Below are 20,564 nucleotides of genomic sequence, written 5' to 3'. Positions count from 1 at the left end.
GCACAGTTAAATGAATGACATGAAAAGCAAATTAAAAGGAATGACCCTGCTCTCCCTGCTCAGTCTCGGCGGGTGTGTCAGTATGGAGAAAGCGCCCCCGGTACCTACCTTGACGCTGGCCGAGCTTCGCAACGAGATCAATCTGAGCGAGCAGCGCCTGCAAACATCCATGGAACAGCAACAGAAGCAGTATGTGCAGCAACAGCACCTGCTGGTTCAGCTCAACACTGATGTCAACAACATGAAAGAGTCCGTGAACAAAGTCGGCAGCAAGCTCGAATCCCTGCCGCCCGAGCCGCCCAAGCCCATGGCGATCCCGACCGAGAAGTGCCAGGCCCCGAGCCAGGGTCACACGGTCGACGGCAAGCTGCTGGTCGGCGAGGCGGAGTGGATCTGGGTTGACGCGGCCAACGACGCCTTCCAGGCGCGGGTCGATACCGGTGCCACCACCTCCTCCATCAGCGCCCAGGACATCACCATCTTCGAGCGCAACGGCAAGAACTGGGTGCGCTTCTTCCTGAGCCATCAGGAGATGGACGACAAGATCCAGATTGAAGCGCCGCTGGTGCGCCATGTACGGGTGCGTCAGGCCTCCGCCGACGATCTCGACCGCCGTCCGGTGGTGCGCCTCGCGGTACGCATCGGCGACATGACCGAGAAGGCCGAATTTACCCTGAAGGACCGCAGCGACATGGCCTTCCCCGTGCTGCTCGGCCGTGAGTTTTTGAAAGACATCGCCGTGGTTGATGTGGCCCGCGAATATATCCAACCCAAACCCAAGCTCAAGGATGTGAAATAATCCATGGTTTCCCGTAAGCCGTTCTATTTGCTGGTAGCCCTGCTGTACATTGTCGGCCTGGGGATGACGTTCTATCACCACATCGCGCTGGACGTACCGCTCACGCCGGGTGAAAAACGCCAGATCTGGTCCATCGAAGCCAAGCTGGAATTCGAGGCCACCGGCGAGCCGGTGATCGCCTCCCTGGCCATTCCGGGCACCCAGCCCGGTTTCACCCTGATGAACGAGAACGCCGCGAGCCCCGGCTACGGCCTCTCCTTCGTCGAGAAGGATGGCGATGCCCGCGCCGAGTGGTCCATTCGCAGCGCCTCCGGTCGTCAGGAGCTCTACTACCGCGTCGACATGATGGCCGATGCCCATGCCAAACCGGCCGCCAACCCGCTGCCGCCGGCCATCGAGAAGCAGATCGAGAGCGAGCCCTACGCCACTGCCATGAAGCAGATCCTGGAACGTGCCCAGGAGCGCTCCGCCGACGGCTACACCCTGACTCGCGAGATCATCAAGGAGATCGAGAAGCAGGAGCAGAACGCCGAGCTGCTGAAGAAGCACAAGAGCCGCGCCAACCTGATCGCCGAGCTGCTCAACAACGCCGACGTACCGACCCGTGTCGTTCACGCACTGAGCCTGGAAGATGGCCGCCGTCGTCAGGAGCTGGTGGATTACCTGCAAGTGTTCAACAGCCCGACCGACTACAAGCTGTTCAATCCGCAGACCGGTGAACAGGGTCGCCCTGCCAACCTGCTGCTGTGGGAGTACAACTCCGGCGCCCTGCTGGACGTGACCGGTGGTCACAACTCCCGCGTCAGCTTCTCGATGATCGAGCAAGAGCAGCCGGTCAGCGTGGCGCTGGCCCAGAAGTTTGAAAAATCGGAGATGATGAACTTCTCCATCCACAGCCTGCCGCTGGAAGAGCAGACCCTGTTCAAGGGCTTGCTGCTGATCCCGATCGGCGTGCTGATGGTGGTGTTCCTGCGGGTACTGGTGGGGATCAAGACCTCGGGTACCTTCATGCCGGTGCTGATCGCAGTCGCCTTCATCCAGACCTCGCTGGTCACCGGTCTCATCGGTTTCCTGCTGATCGTCGGCACCGGTCTGGTGATCCGCTCCTACCTGTCGCGGCTCAACCTGCTGTTGGTCGCCCGAATATCGGCCATCATCATCATGGTGATCTCGATGATCGGCATCTTCTCCGCGTTTGCCTTCAAGCTGGGGCTGACCGACGGCATGAAGATCACCTTCTTCCCGATGATCATCCTCTCCTGGACCATCGAACGGATGTCCATCCTGTGGGAAGAAGAGGGTCCTAAAGAGGTGTTCCGCCAGGGTGGCGGCTCTCTGCTGGTGGCCGTCATCGCCTATCTGGCCATGGATAACGAACTGATCCGTCACCTCACCTTCAACTTCCTCGGCCTGCAGCTGGTGCTGATGGCGACCGTGCTGTTGATGGGTAACTACACCGGCTACAAGCTGAGCGAACTCAAGCGCTTCAAGCCGCTGGTGGACGAGATCAAATCGGGTGCCACTCCGGGTAAGGACAAGTAACAGATGTGGTTCTGGGAAAAGTACACCACCCCGTGGAGCCTGTCCCAATCAGGCATCCTCGGCATGAACAAGCGCAACCACTCCTACATCAGCCGCTACAATCCGCGCAGCCTCTATCCGCTGGTGGATGACAAGCTGCAGACCAAGCGCATCGCGCTGGATGCCGGCGTCACGGTACCGGAACTGATCGGTACCATTCGTGCCCAGCACGACGTGAGCCGCATCACCGAGCTGGTGAAGGATTGGCCGGGCTTCTGCATCAAGCCGGCGCGCGGCTCCGGCGGCAAGGGGATCCTGGTGATCCTGCGCCAGGAAGAGGGCCTGTTCTACAAGCCCAATGGCAGCGCCTCCAACGGGCAGGATCTGGAGCGCCATGTATCCAACATCCTGGCCGGGCTCTATTCGCTCGGCGGCAAGCCCGACGTGGCGCTGGTGGAAGGCCTCATCAACTTCGATGACGTGTTCGACGGCTACTCGTTCGAAGGGGTCCCCGATGCCCGGGTGATCATCTTCAAGGGCTTCCCGGTGATGGCCATGATGCGCCTCTCCACCGCTGCGTCCGACGGCAAGGCGAACCTGCACCAGGGCGCCGTGGGGGTGGGTCTGTGCCTGCGTACCGGCCGTGCGCTGCGGGCGGTGCAATTCGGCAATCCGCTGCGCCACCACCCGGACACCGGCCTCGATCTCTATGAGCTCAAGGTACCCCACTGGGACACCCTGCTGACCCTGGCGGCCTCCTGCTACGAGATGTCGGGCCTGGGCTACATCGGGACCGACATGGTGCTGGACAAGTTCCGCGGCCCCATGCTGCTGGAGCTCAACGCTCGCCCGGGCCTCGCCATCCAGATCGCCAACGGCCGCGGTCTGGTGCCCAATCTCAAGACCATCGAGAAGCTGGGCCAGGTGAAGATGAACGTGGAGCAGCGGGTCAACTTCGCCAAGGATCACTTCGGTATCTTTGACGAGTAGTCCAGGCCCCCATGACAAAAGCGCGCCAAAGGGCGCGCTTTTTTATGCATGCCGTTTATCGGCAATCTGCCGGCAACCACAATCCTGCTGAGCAAGGGTTGCTGGACAAGGGTTGCTGGACAAGGTTGCGAAACGAGAGTACCGAATCACGGCCATAAAAAAACCGATGCCTGGGCATCGGTTTTTCACTATCCGGTTTGCCGACCCGATTACAGGGAAGCAGCGTTCTCGGACAGGTATTTGGCAACGCCGTCCGGAGAGGCGGTCATGCCTTTTTTGCCTTTCTCCCACTGAGCCGGGCACACTTCGCCGTGCTCTTCGTGGAACTGCAGGGCGTCGACCATGCGCAGCATCTCGTCGATGTTGCGGCCCAGCGGCAGATCGTTGACAACCTGGTGACGAACGACACCGTTCTTGTCGATCAGGAAGGAGCCACGGAATGCCACGCCGGCTTCCGGGTGCTCGACGTCATAGGCTTTGCAGATCTCGTGCTTGATGTCGGCAACAAGCGGGTACTTGACCGGGCCGATGCCGCCGTCTTCGATCTTGGTGTTGCGCCAGGCGTTGTGGGAGAACTCGGAGTCAATGGAGACACCGATCACTTCCACGCCACGCTTGTTGAACTCTTCCAGACGGTGATCGAAGGCAATCAGCTCGGACGGGCAGACGAAGGTGAAATCGAGCGGATAGAAGAACAGGACGGCTGCCTTGCCCTTGATGTGGGATGCCAGGTTGAAGGAGTCAACGATCTGGCCATTGCCCAGAACGGCAGCAGCGGTGAAATCGGGTGCGGGACGGCCTACCAATACCATATTCAATTCCTCTTTATGTGAAGTGAACAATCCTGTCAGGATCAGGCTACCTAGAGCCAAGTCCGTCTAATTAAAGCGACAAACTATAGCCCCGATGGTAGATTAGTTAAATCAAATTAAATAGATAGCATTAATCGGGTTTTCCTATGCAACGTTGGCCCAGCCTGAAACAGCTGCAATATCTGGTTGCTCTCGACGAGCACAAGAACTTCAACCGCGCCGCCAAGGCCTGTCATGTCAGCCAGTCGACCCTGAGTACCGGGATCCAGACGCTGGAGGACATGATGAACCTGCAACTGGTGGAACGGGACCACAAGAGCTTCATTATGACCCCGGTCGGCATGGAAATCGTCGAGCGAGCTCGCAATTTGCTCTCCGATGCACGGGATCTGATGGAGCTCGGCCAGCATCAGGGGGGCGTCATGCACGGCACGGTACGCCTTGGCTGCATTCCCACCATCGCCCCCTTCCTGCTCAGCAAGCTGCTGCAGGTGTGCGGCAAGACTTATCCTGAGCTGGAATTGTTGCTGCGTGAAGACACCACCACCAACCTGCTCAAGCAGCTGGAACAGGGTCAGCTCGACCTGCTGATCCTGGCGCTGCCGGTGGAGATCGGCGGCTTTCACTGCAAGACGGTCGGCCAGGATCCCTTCCACATGGTGATGCCCGCCAGCATGGCGGCCAGCCTGCACACCCCGTTCGACTACAAGGAGCTGCCCAACCAGAGCATCTTCCTGCTGGAGCGGGAACACTGCCTCACCGAACACGCGGTGAGCGCCTGCCGGCTGCGGGACAAGAGCAAGATCAACCCGTTTGCCGCCACCAGCCTGCACACCCTGGTGCAGATGGTCGGCGCCGGGCTCGGCACCACCTTCCTGCCGCAGATGGCCATCGATGCCGGCATCCTCGACAACACGGATCTGGTGGCCATCCCGCTGCCGGGTGAGCACCCCTACCGCGAGATCGGGCTGGTGTGGCGCCCCAGCACCACCCGGGTGCAGACCTTCTACAAGCTGGCGGAGCTGCTCGCCCCGCTCATCGAAAACAAGGCCTGATCCGCCACCCATAAAAAACGCCGGCACTTGCCGGCGTTGTTGTCTTGGGCGCAAGGCCCTGCTCGTCAGTGACTGGTCGGTGGCCCGAAGATGCGGGTGTAGGAGGTCAGGGTCCGTACGCTCACATTCTGCGGGTTGCCGTTCTCGTCGTAGAGCCCCAGCGCTCCGCTCTGCTTGTCATGACCCAGCAGCTGGTGGGCACTCAGGTTGCTGAGCGCATCGCTGTCCGCTTTCCACTCCCAGCGCTGACCCAGGCTCAGGCTGCAGCTCTGCAGCTGGCCGAGGTTGTTGCCGTCCAGGCAGCGGCGGGTATCCTGCGCACTGACATAGCGGCCGTACTGGTCATAGATGAAGGACTGGGCGGCCGAGGTCTCGTCACAGGTTACCGCGCTCAGACCATGGTTGGCATCTGCGCTCAGGCAGCGGTTGTCAAAGCCCCCCAGCTGCAGGTTGACCGGGCGACCGCCGGTAAACACCGGGTGGTTCCAGTCCACCTTGAAGCTGGTGGACGCCGTCACCCGTCTGCGCTTGTCGGTATCTTCGAAGCCCTGGAAGGAGACATGGGCCCCCACCACGTAGTAGTGCTTGTAGATGCCGGTGTAGATGGGGCGGATGTTGACCGAGGAGTCGATCTTGAACTCGGTGCTGCCCGTCTCGTCCGGCGCGGCCTTGTAGATGACGTCCAGATTCGGCACGAACCCCTTGTAGCTGAGCGGCTGGATGCGGTTGTGATCCACGTCGTAGCCCATGCCCCAGACGGTGGCCGTCTTGGAGGAGAGCAGGGACTCCGCAGTCGCGTATTGATCGCGCACCCAGCTGAAACTCACCTTCTGGGCGCTCGGCGCCGAGCGTTCGACCCGGTAATCCTGGGTGTTGTAGGCCAGCTGGCGCTGCTGGCTGAACTTGGCCGACGCCTCCAGCTTGGCCTTGGGCCCATCCTTGTTCACCTCGACCCCGCCGGTCACCCCCACCTCGAAGCCCGAGATCTCGCGATGCTCGTACTTGCTGTTGAGGTTGGTCGGCAGGCTCTTGAGCACCGCCGCCTTGGTGTTGGACGCCTCGATGCTGAAGCGATAATCCTGGGCGATGGCATCGGTGGCATAGTCGCGGGCCCAGCCATCCAGCAGCAGGTAGTCCGCGATGTTCTCGCTCCAGCTCAGATCCTCGTTGAGCTGGATACCGGCACCGGCCGACTCTTCGTCCAGCGAGATCCGCACTATCTTGGCATCCGGCGTGGCGGAGCCGGTGTTGCCAAATTGCAGGGAGCGCTCCAGGTTGACCCGGTAAACCAGCGAGATGTTCGGCGAATCGCAGAACAGCCGATCGCCCCGGCTCCAGGTGCGCGAGCGCGGGAAGGTGCACTCGGCATCGCTGATCTTGCGGTTGACGTTGAGGTAGAAGGCCACGTGGGGCAGGCCGGCCTCGGCGGCGGGCGGCTGGGTCAGCGAGCGCTTGTGGCGCTTGCCCTGCCCTTCCAGGCTCTCGACCCGATCCATCACCTGATAGAAGGCCGGGTCATCGACGCCTCCCAGCGGGGTGAACAGCAACTCCCCCTTGTAGCCGGACACCAGCACCCAGTCCGCATCAAAAGAGATGCCGGTCAGCTGCTCCATGGCTTTTCTGGCTTGCTGTCGCTCATTCTTGTCGGTGACGGCGCTGAAATCGATGAACAGGCGCTCGCCCCGTGCCAGCACCCGCTCACGCAGCTGATCCCGGGTCATGAGCGGCGTCGCGCCCTGCCCCTTCAGCCAGACGTCGGCATTGAGGTAAATCAGCCCCTGTTCGGATTGCAGGCTGGCCAGCATGGCGGTGCCCTGGTCGGTACGTTCGCCAATATCTTCGGCTTGCACGCTGCCTGCCAACAAGGCCAGCGCGAGCAGACTGAGAGTGGGGGCTTGCGTGATGAATTTGCGTGGTTTTTTGTTTTTCATTGTTATCTCCTTGTCGAATCACGCCAAGCTATTTAAACAATGAACGAATACGGCATAACCATATTATTCACGGTTATATTTCGGGGCGTTATTCTGCTTGCCTGTCATGACATTCATTATTCTCGCCGTGAATTAACAGCGTGGCGGCGAATGCATTTATTGTTGACAGAACAAGGATCGCGATGCGATCTAAGGTGGATGATTCGGCATGCGCCGATGCTATTACACGGGAATCGCGCTCTGATGGCAATCTTCCCTCAAGGTCGCCTGACTGCGCCTTGCATCTCGCACCGTGCCCATTGGCTTGGCGGTAGCGCCCATCGGCCTGAACGATGGTGCGACAGCCTGATACCGCAGGCCTCCTGGTGCGAGGGAACACTCACTGCTATGGACCGGATATCATGGGATGGCCCTCCTCTGTCTGGTGATATTGTCAGCCGACGCCAGTCATTGGCCGAATATTATTATGTGAACCAGTTGCGGGAATATACCCAGAGATATCTTGTGGTGCTGCCATCATATTGGCGGTGAAAATGGCGGGGTCCCTTGCCATTTATTTGATGGCGCTATCATAACGAATTAACCCTGAGACAGAACGTGACACAGATCACGGGGCGGCGTCAACAAGGTTAATTATCATTTCATAACAAGGCTGATTGGAATAACTACTTTAATATTGAAATACTCATTCAAGATAATCGCCAAACATTATTCAAATGAATACAAATAATAATATAACCCTCTGCATTTTCGCCTCTTTTGAGGTAGCCAGAGGCTGTTTCTTGCAAGCAAGGCTATGTTCGAGCCCCGAACCCCGTTTATGATGGAGACGTTGTCGTCTCGAAGGAGCCCCCATGGATTGCAAATGGCTGCTACCCCTGCTGGCCCTGTTGCTGGCCGCCTGTTCCAGCACACCCGAGCCTGCCCCGCCGCGCCAGCAGAGCAGCGCCTTTGAAGGCTTCTATCAGCAGTGGCGCGGCGTGCCCTATCGCATGGGCGGCTCGGATCGGGCCGGCCTCGACTGCTCCGCCTTCACCCAGCTCGCCTACCAGCAGGTGATGGGCTTCAACCTGCCCAGAACCACCGAATCCCAGGCCAATCTGGGCCGACCGGTCGATCGCTACCGGCTACAGCACGGCGATCTGGTCTTCTTCAAGACCGGCTGGCAGCAATACCACGTCGGCGTCTACACCGGCGGCGGGGAGTTTATCCACGCCTCCACCAGCAAGGGGGTGATCCGCTCGCGCCTCGACAACGTCTACTGGAACAGCCGCTACTGGCAGGCGCGCCGCCTCACCCAGTGACCGCCATAAAACAACAGGGCCCGCAACGGGCCCTGTTGTTGTTGATTCAACGGATGGTTCAGTGCTTGCGATGCCAGCGCGGCGAGGTGGCCCGCTCACCCCAGGGGGTCACGCAGGGCAACAGCGCTCCTTCGATCACCTTGTCACTGCCAGCCAGGGCCTCGGCAATCTTCTCGTGCAGCACCCGCAGCAGGCGCCCCTCCTGTTCGGCCAGGGAGTGACCCGCGGCAAAAAACTCGCGCTGATGCTGCAACGCCAGCTTCTGGGCAAATTCATAGGTGTTGAAGCAATCCGGCATCCGCTCGACCACATCTTCCAGGCGGGCCAACAAGCTGTTCAGTTCCCTGGTCATAACACTCTCTCCTTGTCGGTTGATAGCCAAAAACTACCCCTTATTGGATAATTCACCAACCCCAAATCCACGAAAGTGTGGAGGCCAGCACAGTCGCCGGGTGAGTCATCCGCGCCCCTTCCTAAGCCAACGGGCAAAACTTTACAGCCAGTTAACAAGACGCTAGATTTAGACCGACCAATCAGTCGGTCCCTAACCAGCGGGGTATGCCATGGAAGCGATGCAGTTGCAGGAGGCCACCGACAAGCTGTCGCTGCCGGCCAGACTGGCCAGACTCAGAGACGCCTGTCAGCAACATCCCATGCCGAGTCTGAGCGAGCGCAGAGCCCACCTCAGCCAGCTCAAGCGCGCCCTGATCGCCTACAAGCAACCGCTGTGCGATGCCCTGGCCAAAGACTATGGCCAGCGCAGCGACTACGACAGCATGATTGCCGACATCCTCCCCTGTGTCATGCAGATCAACTACACCCAGAAACGGATCAAGCGCTGGATGCGCCCGCACCGCCGCCACACCGGCCTGCTGCTGGCGCCGGCCCGGGTGGAGGTGTTCTATCAGCCACTCGGGGTGGTCGGCATCATAGTGCCCTGGAATTTTCCGGTGATGCTGAGCCTCGGCCCCCTCATCAGCGCCATCGCCGCCGGCAACCGCGCCATGCTGAAGCTCTCCGAATTCACCCCCCACACCAACCGGGTGCTGCGCGAGCTGCTGGACGGCGTCTTCGACGAGCGCGAGGTGATGGTGATTGAAGGTGACGCCCAGGTGGCGGCTGCCTTCAGCGCCCTGCCCTTCGATCACCTGCTGTTTACCGGCTCCACCGCGGTGGGCCGGCTGGTGATGGCCGCAGCGGCCCCCCAGCTCACCCCGCTCACCCTGGAGCTCGGCGGCAAGAGCCCCTGCCTCATCGCCCCCGACATGCCGCTGGCGCTGGCGGTGGAGCGGATGATCTTCGGCAAGAGCCTCAACGCCGGCCAGATCTGCGTCGCCCCCGACTATGTGCTGCTGCCGCGCGGTCAGGAGCAGGCCTTTGTCGAGGCCTATCGCGATCACTTCGCCCGCCTCTATCCCCAGGGGCTGGCCAGCGCGGATTACGGCTCCATCATCAATGGCCGCCAGTATGAACGGCTCACCAGCTGGCTGGCCGAAGCCGAGCGGGCAGGCGCCCAGATACACCCCTGTGGCAGCCCGGCCCGGGACGATGGCGCCCACCGCCTGCTGCCCCATCTGCTGACCGAAGTGCCCAGCCACTGCCAGCTGATGCAGCAGGAGATTTTCGGCCCGCTGCTGCCGATCGTGCCCTATGACTCGCTGGACGAGGCGCTCGCCTACATAGCCGCGCGGCCCCGTCCGCTCGCCTTCTACCTGATGAGCCTGGATCCCGCCCTGCAGCACAAGGTGATCCGGGAGACCCACTCCGGCGGCATGGCCATCAACGACAGCCTGTTCCAGGTGGCCGCCGACGACGTGCCCTTTGGCGGCATTGGCGCCTCCGGCATGGGCCACTACCACGGCCACGAGGGGTTTCTCACCTTCTCCAAGGCCAAGACCGTGCTGAGCCGGGGACGCTTCAGCACCGGCACCATGGTGCACCCTCCCTATCGGCGCTGGCACCAGCGGCTGATGATGGCCCTGTTTTTGCGCTGACGAGACCAGCATGAACACACCCGTGACCGACAAGCGCCGCCAGATCCTGGATGCCGCCCTTGCTCTGTGCGCCGAAGATGGCTTGCAGGGCGCCGCCACCGCCCGCATCGCCAAGGCAGCCGGGGTGGCCAACGGCACCCTGTTTCACCACTTTCCCAGCAAGGAGGTGCTGATCCAGAGCCTCTATCAGGACATCAAGCTGCGCCTTGGCGCCGCCATCACCGAGGCCGACGCCGCCCTGCCCCTCCAGGAGCAGGCGCGCCACTACTGGAGCCAGGCGATGACCTGGATGCAGGCCCACCCCCACGAGCTCAAGTTCGTGCTGGGCTTCTTTCACTCACCCCTGCTGGCTCGCCCGCTGCGCAGCCAGATCCTGAGCGACACCCTGCGTTTTCTACCCCGCCTGCTGGCCCAGGGCCAGGCCAGCGGCGAATTGATGCAAGCTCCACCGGCCCTGATGCTGGAGGTGTGCCAGGGCCAGTTCCTGGCCTGCGCCTCGCTGTTTGTCGACCAACCTGAACTGGGACGGGACGGCCACTGGCAAGCCAGCGCCTTCGCCCTGTTCTGGTCCGCCATCTCGGGAGTTCACGCCTATGCACAACCGACACCTTGATTCCCTGGCGGCGCTGGGTCGCCGGCTCTGGATCAGCTGCCTGCTCTGGATCATCGGCCGCACCCTGTGCCGCGCCGCCCGCATCGACGAGGCGGTGCGCCAGGAGCTCGCCCCCCTGCCGGACGGGCTCACCATCCGGCTGGAGGTGAGCGGCATGGCCCACGGCCTGACCATCCACAAGGCGGCCGGCCGCTGGCAGAGCGGCCCCGCACCCGACACCGGCGGGCTGCATCCGCTGCGGGTGCGCTTCAAGCATCCTGCCATCGCCTTTCGCGCCCTCAGCTTTCGGCTCGGGGTCAATCAGGCGTTCAGCGAAAACCGTCTGCTGGTGGAGGGGGATCTCACCGTCGCCATGCACCTGGTGCGGGCGCTGGAGCAGCTGCAGGCGCTGATCCTGCCGGCCTTCATCGCCCGTCCCTTGCTGCGCCACTATCCGAGCCCGCGCCACAAGCTGAGCCGGGCCTGCCACATCTACCTGGGTCTGTTGACCGGCTGAACGAGAGGATGAGCACCATGAGTCGCTATTACGATTTTTTCTGTCCGGTCAAACTAATGGCGGGCGAGCAGGCACTGGAGCAACTGGCCGGCGAGCTGGCAGGATTGGGGGCACGCAGGCCGCTGCTGCTCACCGACAAGGGGGTCAGCGGCACTGGCCTCGCCACCCTGCTGGCCGGGGTACTGGCCGAAGGGGAGCTGCCGGTGGCCGCCATCTGGGACGAGATCCCGGCCGACTCCTCCACCGCCGTGGTAGAGCGGATTGCGGCCCGTCATCGGGAGCTCGGCTGTGACAGCCTGGTGGCGCTGGGCGGCGGCTCCGTCATCGACACCGCCAAGGCGGTCAACATTCTCGCCTCCATGGGGGGACGCGGCTGCTGGATTACGCCGGCGCCGGCTGCCTGACCCGGCCGCTGCAACCGCTGGCGGTGGTGCCCACCACGGCGGGCACCGGCTCGGAAGTGACCCTGGTGGCGGTGATCAAGGACGAGGCGAGCGGGCGCAAGGTGCCCTTTACCTCCCCCTTCCTGCTGCCCCAGCTGGCGGTGCTGGATCCGCGCCTCACCCAGGGGCTGCCTCTCAACATCACGGCGGCCACCGCCATGGATGCCATGACCCACGCCATCGAGGCCTTCATCGGCAATGCCAAGAACCCGGTCAGCGACGCCCTGGCCCTGATGGCGGTGGAGAAGATCGCCAATGCCCTGCCCCAGGTGCTGAGCAACCCGCAGGACAAGCGGCTGCGGCTGCAGCTGGCGGAAGGCTCCACCCTGGCGGGCATGGCCTTCTCCAACTCCATGGTGGGACTGGTGCACGCCCTCGGCCACAGCCTGGGAGCCCGCTGCCACCTGCCCCACGGCCTGTGCATGAACCTCTTCCTGCCCACCGTGCTCGACTACAACCGGCCGGGCATCGACCCTGAGCTGGCCCGCCTGCTGTTGCCGCTGGTGGGGGCCGAGCGCTTTGCCGCAACCCCGGCCGCCGCACGGGCCCAGGCCGCCATAGAGGCGTTGCAGGCGCTGCGCGATACCCTGTGGCAGGCGGTCAAGCTGCCGCGCACCCTGCGCGAGGCCGGCGTCACCGACAAGGCGCTGCTGCCCGAGATCCGCGATCTCGCCATCAACGACGGCGCCCTGCTCTACAACCGCAAGGATGCCGACCGCACCCAGCTGCTCGGCCTGCTCGAGCTGGCCTGGGAGTAATCAGACAGAGGCCCCGCATCGCGGGGCCTCCTGTTACCAGCTGATGGTGGCGCCAGCGCCGTAGTTGCCGCGCTCCTCGGGCGCTTTTTCACGCCAGATGGACTCCTTGTTGCGGCGAACGGCCTCTTCCCGCTCCTGCTTGCGCTCCCAGACGGGTTTTACCTCGTCCAGCGGACGCTCGTGTTTCTGCCCCTGGTGATCAATCACCGAGCACTGCTTGTCTCCGCACTGATAGGCATAGGGTTCGACGGTACAACCCGCCGTGGCCAGACAGAGGCCAAACAGAGAAAGACGAAGAGAGGAAGGCAAGATCATGGGACGCTCCTGTTTACATCGGTCAACCAAGGGCGCCGAGTGTCAAACAGGAGGCAAATGGAATCAACCCTGCCAGCAGGGTTGATTGTTACAAGGGGTACACAGTGCAATGTATCAGCAAGCTGTTGATAAATGTCACGTTAATCATCGCGCTGACGCAGCACTCTTACACCTGCTCGTCGCTGAACACCCCGGTGGAGAGGTAGCGATCCCCCCGATCGCAGATGATGGCCACCACCACCCCTGCTTGATCTCTGCCGTCACCCGCAAGGCGCCGGCCACGGCCCCCCCGAGCTGACCCCGCAGCAGATCCCCTCCTCCCGCGCCAGCCGGCGCATCATGGCGAGCGCCTCCTGCTGGGTCACGTCCAGCACCCGATCGACCCGGGCAGGCTCGAAAATGGCCGGCAGATAGGCCGCGGGCCAGCGCCGGATCCCCGGGATCTGGCTCCCTTCGGCCGGTTGCAGGCCGATCACCTGCACCGCCGGGTTCTGCTCCTTGAGGTAGCGGGAGACCCCCATGATGGTACCCGTGGTGCCCATGGCCGAGACGAAGTGAGTGACCGCCCCCTCGCTCTGGCCCCAGATCTCGGGGCCGGTGGAGAGGTAATGGGCATCCGGGTTGGCCGGATTGTTGAACTGATCGAGCACCAGCCCCTCGCCCCGCGCCTGCATCGCCAGGGCGAGGTCGCGCGCAGCCTCCATGCCGCCCTCCACCAGCACCAGCTCGGCGCCGTAGGCCTGCATGGCATCGCGCCGCTCCTGGCTCATGGTATTTGGCATGACGAGCCGCATCCGGTAGCCCCGCGCCGCCGCCACCATGGCCAGCGCGATGCCGGTGTTGCCGGAGGTGGCCTCGATGAGGCGGGCCCCAGGCGCTAAGTGACCGCTCGCCTCCGCACACTTGATGAGGTTCAGCGCCGGCCTGTCCTTAACCGAGCCGGCCGGGTTGTTGCCCTCCAGCTTGACCAGCAGGGTGACACCGGGGTGGGGATTGATGCGACGCAGCGCCAGCAGGGGGGTATTGCCGATCAACTCTTCCAGCGTGGCAAAAGCCATAATGGGATCCATCCTTCGTGAACTGTTCTATACCTTGGCTAGCGGGTATGTACCCGGCCGGGCTCGCAGTGTAAGCGACCCCGAACAGTTGGCAAAGGGGCGCCAACATGGTCAGATAACCCCATCCCCCGTACCGAGGAGCAAGCATGAGCGAGATCATTCATCAGGCCAACCAGCAGCAATTCATCTGTGTGGTGGATGGCAAGGAGTCCAGGCTGCGTTACCGGCGGCTCGACGCCAAGACCATCGACGCCTACAGCACCTTCGTCCCGCCCGAGCTCAGGGTACAGGGGATCGCCGATCAGCTGGCGCGCACCTTCTACAGCTGGACCCAGGCAGAAGGGCTCACCATAGTGCCGAGCTGTAGCTACATCGACGTCTGGTTGCGCCGCAATGCCGGCTGACACCCAGACGCGTCACAGCACGCCAGCCTCGCACGCTCGCCAGAGCGCCCTGGAAGCCGACCTGCAGGCACAGACCGAAGCCCTGCTGCGGGCCGATGATCAGCGCATGGATTGCCTGCGGGCAGCCCGTGAACTGGCACTGCCCGACTGGGCGCTGGGGGCCGGTTTTATCCGCAACCTCATCTGGGATCACCTGCACCATAAATCGGTGCCGACCGCCCTCAACGACATCGATCTTATCTATCTGGACAGTGCTGATCCCGCTGGATTGCAGGAGGCCGAACACGAAGCCTGGCTCGCCGCCAGGATACCGGGCCAGCAGTGGGAGGTGCGCAACCAGGCCCGCATGCATGTGCGCCAGCTGGTACCCCCGTTCACCAGCTCGCTCTCGGCCCTCAGCCACTGGGTGGAAGTGCCCACCTGCATCGGAGTCCGGCTGCTGGCAGACGATTCATTCGAGTGGCTGGCCCCCTACGGCTTTGCCCCCAACTGGTCCCTGCTGGTGGATCCCAACCCGCGCTGCCGCCAGGAGCGCCGGGTCTTTACCGAGCGGGTCAAGGCCAAGGGGTGGCAACAACTCTGGCCTGACCTGGTGGTGAACTGGCCATAACCTGATTGCAATGTTTCGATAACCTTGGGCACACTAAGGAAAAGCTGTTTGTAACTCAATGGGTTAAATAATGCGCGACTTCTTCTCACTCGAACGCTGGCTACCGGGCCTCGCCGCCCTGCTGCAATACCAGCGGGCCTGGCTGATGCCGGATATGCGCGCTGGATTGTCGGTGGCCGCCGTGGCCCTGCCCGTGGCCATCGCCTATGCGGAGCTGGCCGGCGTGGGGCCGCTGGTCGGCCTCTACTCCTGTATCCTGCCCATGCTGGTGTATGCCCTGTTCGGTACCTCCCGCCAGCTCATCGTCGGCCCGGACGCCGCCACCTGCGCGGTGATCGCCGCCGTGGTGACCCCGCTCGCCGCCGGGGATGCCACCCGCCACTGGCAGTTGGTGATGACCATGACCGCCATGACCGGCTTCTGGTGCCTCATCGCCAGCCGCTTCAAGCTGGGGGTGCTGGCGGACTTTCTCTCCCGCCCGATCCTGATGGGGCTGCTCAACGGGGTGGCCATCACCATCATGGTGGGCCAGCTCTCCAAGATCTTCGGCTTCACCTTCAGCGAGCGCTACCTCATCGAGCGGATCGCCGGCGGTGCCAGCTACATCACCCAGACCCATCTGCCCACCCTGGCCATGAGCCTGACCGCCCTGCTCACCCTGCTGCTGGCCAAGCGCTTCAAGCCGGCCTGGCCCTCCTCCATGGTGGCCATGGTGGTGACGGCGGGACTGGTGTGGGCGCTCGATCTCGGCCAGTTCGGCATCGCTACTCTAGGCGCCATCGGCTCGGGCCTGCCCGCCTTCCAGATGCCGGAGTTTCCCCCCGGCCTGATGCGGGAACTGGTGCTGCCGGCGCTCAACCTGGCCATGGTGAGCTTCGTCTCCATGATGCTGACCGCCCGCAGCTTTGCCGCCAAAAACGGCTACGAGATCGATGCGGACAAGGAGTTTCGGGCCCTCGGCATGGCCAACCTGGCGGCGGCAGCCTCTCAGGGCTTTGCCATCAGCGGCGCGGATTCGCGCACCGCGGTCAACGACGCCAACGGCGGCAAGAGCCAGCTGGTCTCCATCATCGCCGCCGCCGTCATCGCCCTGGTCACCTTCTACCTGACGGCGCCGCTGCAATACATCCCCACCGCCGCCCTCGGCGTGGTGCTGGTGATGGCGTCTTTGTCCCTCACCGACTTTCGCGGCCTGTGGGCCCTGCGCCACTCCGATCGCTCCGCCTTCTGGCTGGCGCTCATCACCTTCATCAGCGTGCTGGCCATGGGGGTCATTCCGGGCATCACCCTCGCGGTGCTGCTGGGACTGTTCCAGTTCCTGCGCAACGTGATGCGCCCCACCGACCAGCTGCTCGGCATGGACGACGAGGGCGTGGTGCGCACCCTGGGGGACAACGAACAGGCCAAGGCCATTCCCGGCATCCTGGTCTATCGCTTCAACTCGCCGCTCACCTACTTCAACGCCCCCTACTTCAAGCGGCGGGTACTGGCGCTGCTGGTGCAGGATCCCCACAGTCCCAAATGCCTGGTGGTGGATGCGGTCGCCTGCTTCACCCATCAGGACATCAGCGTGATGAGCATGCTGGGGGAGCTGCACAAGGATCTGAAACGGCGCGGCATCCACATGGTGATGGCCGGCCGCCACGGCCAGATGAGCCTGTGGCTCAAGCAGGCCGGGATCCGGGTCGGCGACGAGGGGATCATCCTCTGCCCCGACATGTATCAGGCGCTGCGCATGACCCGCTGCTACCGCGAGCCGGTGTTCAGGGATGATGAGGTGGTGGAGAGCACCACCGAGGCCATTCTCTCGCGCTGGCCCCAGGATGACGCCCTGCCCGATTCGGCGCGCCTCACCCTGCCAAGCGAACAGGAGGCGGGCGCCACCCCGGCCTGATCCCGAGCGGGCCCTGCCCATGGCGGCAGGGCCCGTGCGCTCTTCCCCTGCTTGGTGACCGCCACGATTGCGCCTCGCCCCCGCTTGGTGTTAAATGCCCGTCCAGATGGCGCTGACGAGGGCCATCCCCAGTATTTGGACACCCCATGCAAACTCAATCCCACGCAGGTCCGGGCACCCTCTTCTCCCTGACCTGGCCACTGTTTATCGATCTCGCCCTGCACTTTCTGACCGGGGCCCTCAACACCTTCATGGTGGGTCACGTCTCCTATCAGGGGGTGGCGGCGCTCGCGGTCGGCAACCAGGTGTTCGATCTCGCCATCACCTTATTCAGCTTCGTCAGCATCGGCACCAGCGTGGTGATCACCCAGTATCTGGGAGCTGGCGACAAGGAGAAGGCGCGCGTCGTCATCCACACCGCCATCGGTTTCAACCTGCTGGTGGGACTGGTGGCCGCCGTCGGCGTCATCGCCGGGGCCAGTACCATGCTGGCGCTGATGAACCTGCCCGCCAACCTGATGAGCGATGCCACCCTCTACCTGCAGATCATCGGCCTGTGCCTGCTGCCGGAAGCGGCGGCCCTCTGCCTGGCCGCCACCCTGCGCGCCCACGGCCACACCCGTCAGGCGATGTACGTGACCCTCATCGTCAACCTCATCACCTTCGTCGGCAACCTGCTGCTGCTCTACGGCTGGTTCGGCCTGCCCCAGCTCGGGGTAGCCGGGGTCGCCATCAGCACGGTGGCGGGCCGCATCGTCGGGGTGGTACTGCTGGTGTGGCTGGTGGCGCGCAAGACCGGCATCCGGCTGCGCCTGCCGGAGATCGTCAAACCCAGCCGGTTGATGCTGGGCAAGGTGCTGCACATCGGCCTGCCGGCCGCCGGCGAGAACCTCTCCTGGATGCTGCAGTTCATGGTGGTGACCGCCTTCGTCGGCCTGCTCGGCGACAAGGCGCTGGCGACCCAGTCCTACTTCTTCCAGATCTGCCTGTTCATCCTGCTGTTCGGCCTCTCCATCGGCCTTGGCAACGAGATCATCATCGGCCACCTGGCAGGGGCTCGCCGCTTCGAGCAGGCCTACCGCCAGCTGCTCAAAAGCCTGAAGCTAGGGCTCGTCGTCACCGCCTTCATCGCCTTGCTGGCGGCCCTCAACGGCCGCACCATCATCAGCCTGTTCACCGATGACGCCGACATCATCACCCAGGTGGCGCAGCTGTTCTTGATAAGCCTCATTCTGGAACCCGGCCGTACCTTCAATCTGGTGGTGATCAACGCCCTGCGCGCCACCGGGGACGCCCGTTTCCCGCTCTACATGGCGCTCGTCTCCATGTGGGGGATTGCCGTTCCACTGGCCTATTTCCTTGGTATCATGCAGGGTTATGGACTGGTCGGTATCTGGTTGGCGCTCGCCTGCGACGAGTGGGTGCGCGGTCTGGCCATGTTCTGGCGCTGGCGCAGTCGTCGCTGGCAAAACAAAATTCTTGTTGAAACATAAGCGGAATCACAATGAAGAAGATAGGACTCTTGTTGGCGGCCATCCTGCTCAGCCCGCTCGCCATGGCGCAAACCGCCCCCGCCGCCCCCAAGGCACAGGCGGCCCAGACCTGGTACGTGGCCCCCATCGCCATCGATGAAACCAGTGAAGCGCAAAAAGCGCTGACCAAGGACTTCATGGCCCAGATGATCAAGACCATCAAGATCAACGAGTACCAGACCGGCAAGGCGGTGGGCAAGACCAAGTCGCCCAAGTGGCTGATCCGCACCAAGCTGATGCCCGCAAGCCAAGAGCCGCTGGTCGGCAAGAAGCACCCGCAGGGCCTCACCTACGGCAAGGGCATCCCCACCCAGGAGATCGTCGGCGAGCTCATCATGAACGGCACCCTGGTGGCCCATGTGGGTCAGGGCTGGCGCGAGCCCATCGTCCCGGGTACCCCGGTGGCCGAGAAGATCACCATCGCCAACTACCAGTACGCCATCGGCAACGAAGCCAAGGCCGCGGATCTGGAAGAGCTGGCGGCGCAGATCGGCTTCGAGGTGGGCAAGGTGATCGCCCGCGATGGCAAGCCGCTGCCCGAGAAGAAAAAGAAAAAAGAGTAAACGCCACACCTGTTACCAAGAAGGGGCCCTGCGCCCCTTTTTGCTGCCCGCTTGGCGGCCACAAGCTGTCATCCGGCCGTCACAATTGTGATCCATCCGGCACTTTTCAGACTCTCTACTTACCGATAAAAGTCTTATCAGCTTGTGATTCAAACAGTTAAAAATCGCCCGTCGAATACAGCAAATCATTGGTCCCGAATTGGAGCCGGATCACATTTATCTCGCGGGGGACGCGGTAGTTTGGTCTTGCAGGCACAATCAAACGAAACCAAGGAGGCCGCATTACATGTTCCCAGAGTACAGAGAGCTCATCTCGCAACTGAAGAGCAGTGATGTCCATTTCCAAAAGAAGTTTGACTTGCACAACGACCTGGATGTGGAGATTAGAAAGTTGGAAAAGCATCACGCCAGCGACTACAGCTCCGAGGTGAAGGATCTGAAAAAACAGAAACTTAAACTGAAAGAGGAGATCTACGACATCCTCAAACAACATCCACAATAGACGCCTCGACGAATACCTGGATAAGCAACTTATCCTGCCAGCCCGGCCCGACGCCGGGCTTTTTGTTGGCTGCTCACGACAACGCTGAGCAGGCCATATCAGGTGGCACTCTCGCCGCTGCTAGCCGTGATAGCTAACTGCTGCCTGCCGACCACAAGGCACGCGCCAGCGGCAGCCCGAGCCAACCAGCCCCCAGAGTACCGATCGTCCCGGCGATATGTTGCTCTGTCATCGTCCCTTCTCCTGCTTGACGCTATTTGCCATGCACAGCTTACCTAACTTGGAAGGAAAACAAACCCTTAGCTTACCCCCTACAGCCTACAGAAATAAAATGCTGCCAAGGTGGCGGCATTTTATTTCTGTTTCTGTGTCTGTTTCTTATAAAGCCTTTTTCTACAGATCTTTCATCCTGCACTCTTGCCCTGAGCCTCTGCAAAAAGGTAACCACCAGAATCTCTGCGGATGGTTATGAATTCATCTTCATGTTCCCCGTCAAAAAAGGTGCACTCATACGAGGCGGATCGATCTGCTTCAATCCTTATGCCCGCTACTGTTGCAGGCACTGAACTTCCAATGCTTATCGCAGCAAGTTCTTCCACTCTGGAAATATCAGACTCTAGCTCAGGAAGAATTTCTTCTGCATTACGCAAACAAGCTACACGGTTTTTGCCTGAAGGGTACTCGACCCAAATAAGCAATCGCCCAATTTGAAATTCGTCGCACTTTGGATATGAACCCAAGAGATTTAAAAGGCGGTTAGTCATAAGCACCTAACAAATTTATTCAGTGAATGACTCACTCTAACACAGACATGTTTATTAAAAACTTTCAATGCCCTAGAGCCAATCCCTTTCAAAAGCAACCTCCATTAAAGTCGGAAATATGGATGTTTTTACTCTATACCGAGCCTGTCACTACCCAAATGCCAAAAAAGCGGGCCAATGGCCCGCTTTGTCATACCTATTTCACC

The 20,564-nt window shown here is 61.9% G+C and carries 19 protein-coding genes and 2 pseudogenes; 15 read left to right on the top strand and 6 right to left on the bottom strand.

Annotated elements, in window-relative coordinates; translation table 11 throughout:
* Positions 1-40: 40 nt before the first annotated feature.
* From E5E96_RS14890 to E5E96_RS14880, 3 genes are read left to right on the top strand one after another with little or no spacing between them, the layout of a single operon-like run.
* The gene (locus E5E96_RS14890) at positions 41-799 is read left to right on the top strand and encodes an ATP-dependent zinc protease (RefSeq protein WP_016350202.1); all 759 of its coding nucleotides are present in this window, start codon (positions 41-43) and stop codon (positions 797-799) included.
* 3 nt (positions 800-802) lie between these two features.
* On the top strand, positions 803-2,341 hold the full coding sequence (locus tag E5E96_RS14885; RefSeq protein ID WP_011705413.1) for an inactive transglutaminase family protein: 1,539 nt from the start codon (positions 803-805) through the stop codon (positions 2,339-2,341).
* A 3-nt stretch (positions 2,342-2,344) separates the two neighbouring features.
* The gene (locus E5E96_RS14880; protein ID WP_011705412.1) at positions 2,345-3,310 is read left to right on the top strand and encodes an alpha-L-glutamate ligase-like protein; all 966 of its coding nucleotides are present in this window, start codon (positions 2,345-2,347) and stop codon (positions 3,308-3,310) included.
* Between the two features lie 209 nt (positions 3,311-3,519).
* Here E5E96_RS14880 and E5E96_RS14875 read toward each other — a convergent pair whose 3' ends face one another.
* Positions 3,520-4,122: a peroxiredoxin C gene (locus E5E96_RS14875; RefSeq protein ID WP_005299113.1), complete on the bottom strand. Its 603-nt coding sequence runs from the start codon at positions 4,120-4,122 to the stop codon at positions 3,520-3,522.
* Between the two features lie 146 nt (positions 4,123-4,268).
* Between E5E96_RS14875 and E5E96_RS14870 the strand changes: the two genes are divergently transcribed.
* Positions 4,269-5,177 carry a hydrogen peroxide-inducible genes activator gene (locus E5E96_RS14870; RefSeq protein WP_011705410.1) on the top strand — a complete coding sequence of 303 codons (909 nt, stop codon included), beginning with the start codon at positions 4,269-4,271 and terminating at the stop codon, positions 5,175-5,177.
* Between the two features lie 65 nt (positions 5,178-5,242).
* Here E5E96_RS14870 and ahh1 read toward each other — a convergent pair whose 3' ends face one another.
* Complete coding sequence (gene ahh1, locus E5E96_RS14865; protein ID WP_171282491.1) at positions 5,243-7,108, bottom strand: hemolysin Ahh1; 1,866 nt, start codon at positions 7,106-7,108, stop codon at positions 5,243-5,245.
* Positions 7,109-7,962: 854 nt separating this feature from the next.
* Here ahh1 and E5E96_RS14860 point away from each other — a divergent pair.
* Positions 7,963-8,412, top strand: a complete 450-nt coding sequence (locus E5E96_RS14860) for a C40 family peptidase (RefSeq protein WP_011705408.1) — start codon at positions 7,963-7,965, stop codon at positions 8,410-8,412.
* 58 nt (positions 8,413-8,470) lie between these two features.
* Here E5E96_RS14860 and E5E96_RS14855 read toward each other — a convergent pair whose 3' ends face one another.
* Complete coding sequence (locus E5E96_RS14855) at positions 8,471-8,764, bottom strand: hypothetical protein (protein ID WP_005299095.1); 294 nt, start codon at positions 8,762-8,764, stop codon at positions 8,471-8,473.
* 211 nt (positions 8,765-8,975) lie between these two features.
* On the opposite strand from E5E96_RS14855, the gene E5E96_RS14850 reads away from it, so the two are divergent.
* The 4 genes and pseudogenes from E5E96_RS14850 (at position 8,976) to E5E96_RS14835 (ending at position 12,716) form a co-directional block, all read left to right on the top strand.
* Entirely contained in the window at positions 8,976-10,406 is a 1,431-nt protein-coding gene (locus tag E5E96_RS14850; protein WP_171282490.1) for a coniferyl aldehyde dehydrogenase, read from the top strand.
* Between the two features lie 10 nt (positions 10,407-10,416).
* The gene (locus E5E96_RS14845; protein WP_041216624.1) at positions 10,417-11,019 is read left to right on the top strand and encodes a TetR/AcrR family transcriptional regulator; all 603 of its coding nucleotides are present in this window, start codon (positions 10,417-10,419) and stop codon (positions 11,017-11,019) included.
* The gene (locus E5E96_RS14840) at positions 11,000-11,515 is read left to right on the top strand and encodes an SCP2 sterol-binding domain-containing protein (RefSeq protein ID WP_029303475.1); all 516 of its coding nucleotides are present in this window, start codon (positions 11,000-11,002) and stop codon (positions 11,513-11,515) included. Before E5E96_RS14845 ends, E5E96_RS14840 begins: the two co-directional genes overlap by 20 nt.
* A 17-nt stretch (positions 11,516-11,532) precedes the next feature.
* Positions 11,533-12,716: pseudogene (locus E5E96_RS14835) on the top strand (iron-containing alcohol dehydrogenase).
* A gap of 33 nt (positions 12,717-12,749) precedes the next feature.
* Here the strand turns inward: E5E96_RS14835 and E5E96_RS14830 are convergent.
* Positions 12,750-13,031: a hypothetical protein gene (locus E5E96_RS14830; RefSeq protein ID WP_029303477.1), complete on the bottom strand. Its 282-nt coding sequence runs from the start codon at positions 13,029-13,031 to the stop codon at positions 12,750-12,752.
* Positions 13,032-13,197: 166 nt separating this feature from the next.
* Positions 13,198-14,101: pseudogene (gene cysM / locus E5E96_RS14825) on the bottom strand (cysteine synthase CysM).
* Positions 14,102-14,235: 134 nt separating this feature from the next.
* Here cysM and E5E96_RS14820 point away from each other — a divergent pair.
* The 6 genes from E5E96_RS14820 (at position 14,236) to E5E96_RS14795 (ending at position 19,594) form a co-directional block, all read left to right on the top strand.
* A complete protein-coding gene (locus tag E5E96_RS14820; RefSeq protein WP_011705401.1) occupies positions 14,236-14,493 on the top strand; it encodes a GNAT family N-acetyltransferase in 258 nt (85 codons plus the stop codon).
* The gene (locus E5E96_RS14815) at positions 14,483-15,103 is read left to right on the top strand and encodes a nucleotidyltransferase family protein (protein ID WP_171282489.1); all 621 of its coding nucleotides are present in this window, start codon (positions 14,483-14,485) and stop codon (positions 15,101-15,103) included. The genes E5E96_RS14820 and E5E96_RS14815 overlap by 11 nt, the downstream gene beginning before the upstream one ends.
* 70 nt (positions 15,104-15,173) lie before the next feature.
* Complete coding sequence (locus tag E5E96_RS14810; protein WP_171282488.1) at positions 15,174-16,997, top strand: SulP family inorganic anion transporter; 1,824 nt, start codon at positions 15,174-15,176, stop codon at positions 16,995-16,997.
* Positions 16,998-17,143: 146 nt separating this feature from the next.
* The gene (locus tag E5E96_RS14805) at positions 17,144-18,490 is read left to right on the top strand and encodes an MATE family efflux transporter (protein WP_039213156.1); all 1,347 of its coding nucleotides are present in this window, start codon (positions 17,144-17,146) and stop codon (positions 18,488-18,490) included.
* Positions 18,491-18,501: 11 nt separating this feature from the next.
* The gene (locus E5E96_RS14800; RefSeq protein ID WP_029303482.1) at positions 18,502-19,092 is read left to right on the top strand and encodes a hypothetical protein; all 591 of its coding nucleotides are present in this window, start codon (positions 18,502-18,504) and stop codon (positions 19,090-19,092) included.
* Positions 19,093-19,378: 286 nt separating this feature from the next.
* Positions 19,379-19,594 carry a YdcH family protein gene (locus E5E96_RS14795; protein WP_011705396.1) on the top strand — a complete coding sequence of 72 codons (216 nt, stop codon included), beginning with the start codon at positions 19,379-19,381 and terminating at the stop codon, positions 19,592-19,594.
* Positions 19,595-19,998: 404 nt separating this feature from the next.
* Here the strand turns inward: E5E96_RS14795 and E5E96_RS14790 are convergent, their stop codons facing one another.
* A complete protein-coding gene (locus E5E96_RS14790; protein WP_168755188.1) occupies positions 19,999-20,358 on the bottom strand; it encodes a hypothetical protein in 360 nt (119 codons plus the stop codon).
* Positions 20,359-20,564: the final 206 nt, after the last annotated feature.

Origin of the sequence: Aeromonas sp. 1805 (assembly GCF_013085525.1) — a bacterium.
Lineage (GTDB): Bacteria > Pseudomonadota > Gammaproteobacteria > Enterobacterales > Aeromonadaceae > Aeromonas > Aeromonas hydrophila.
The sequence above is the reverse complement of the archived record's forward strand: the minus strand, read 5'-3'. Positions and strand labels throughout refer to the sequence as shown.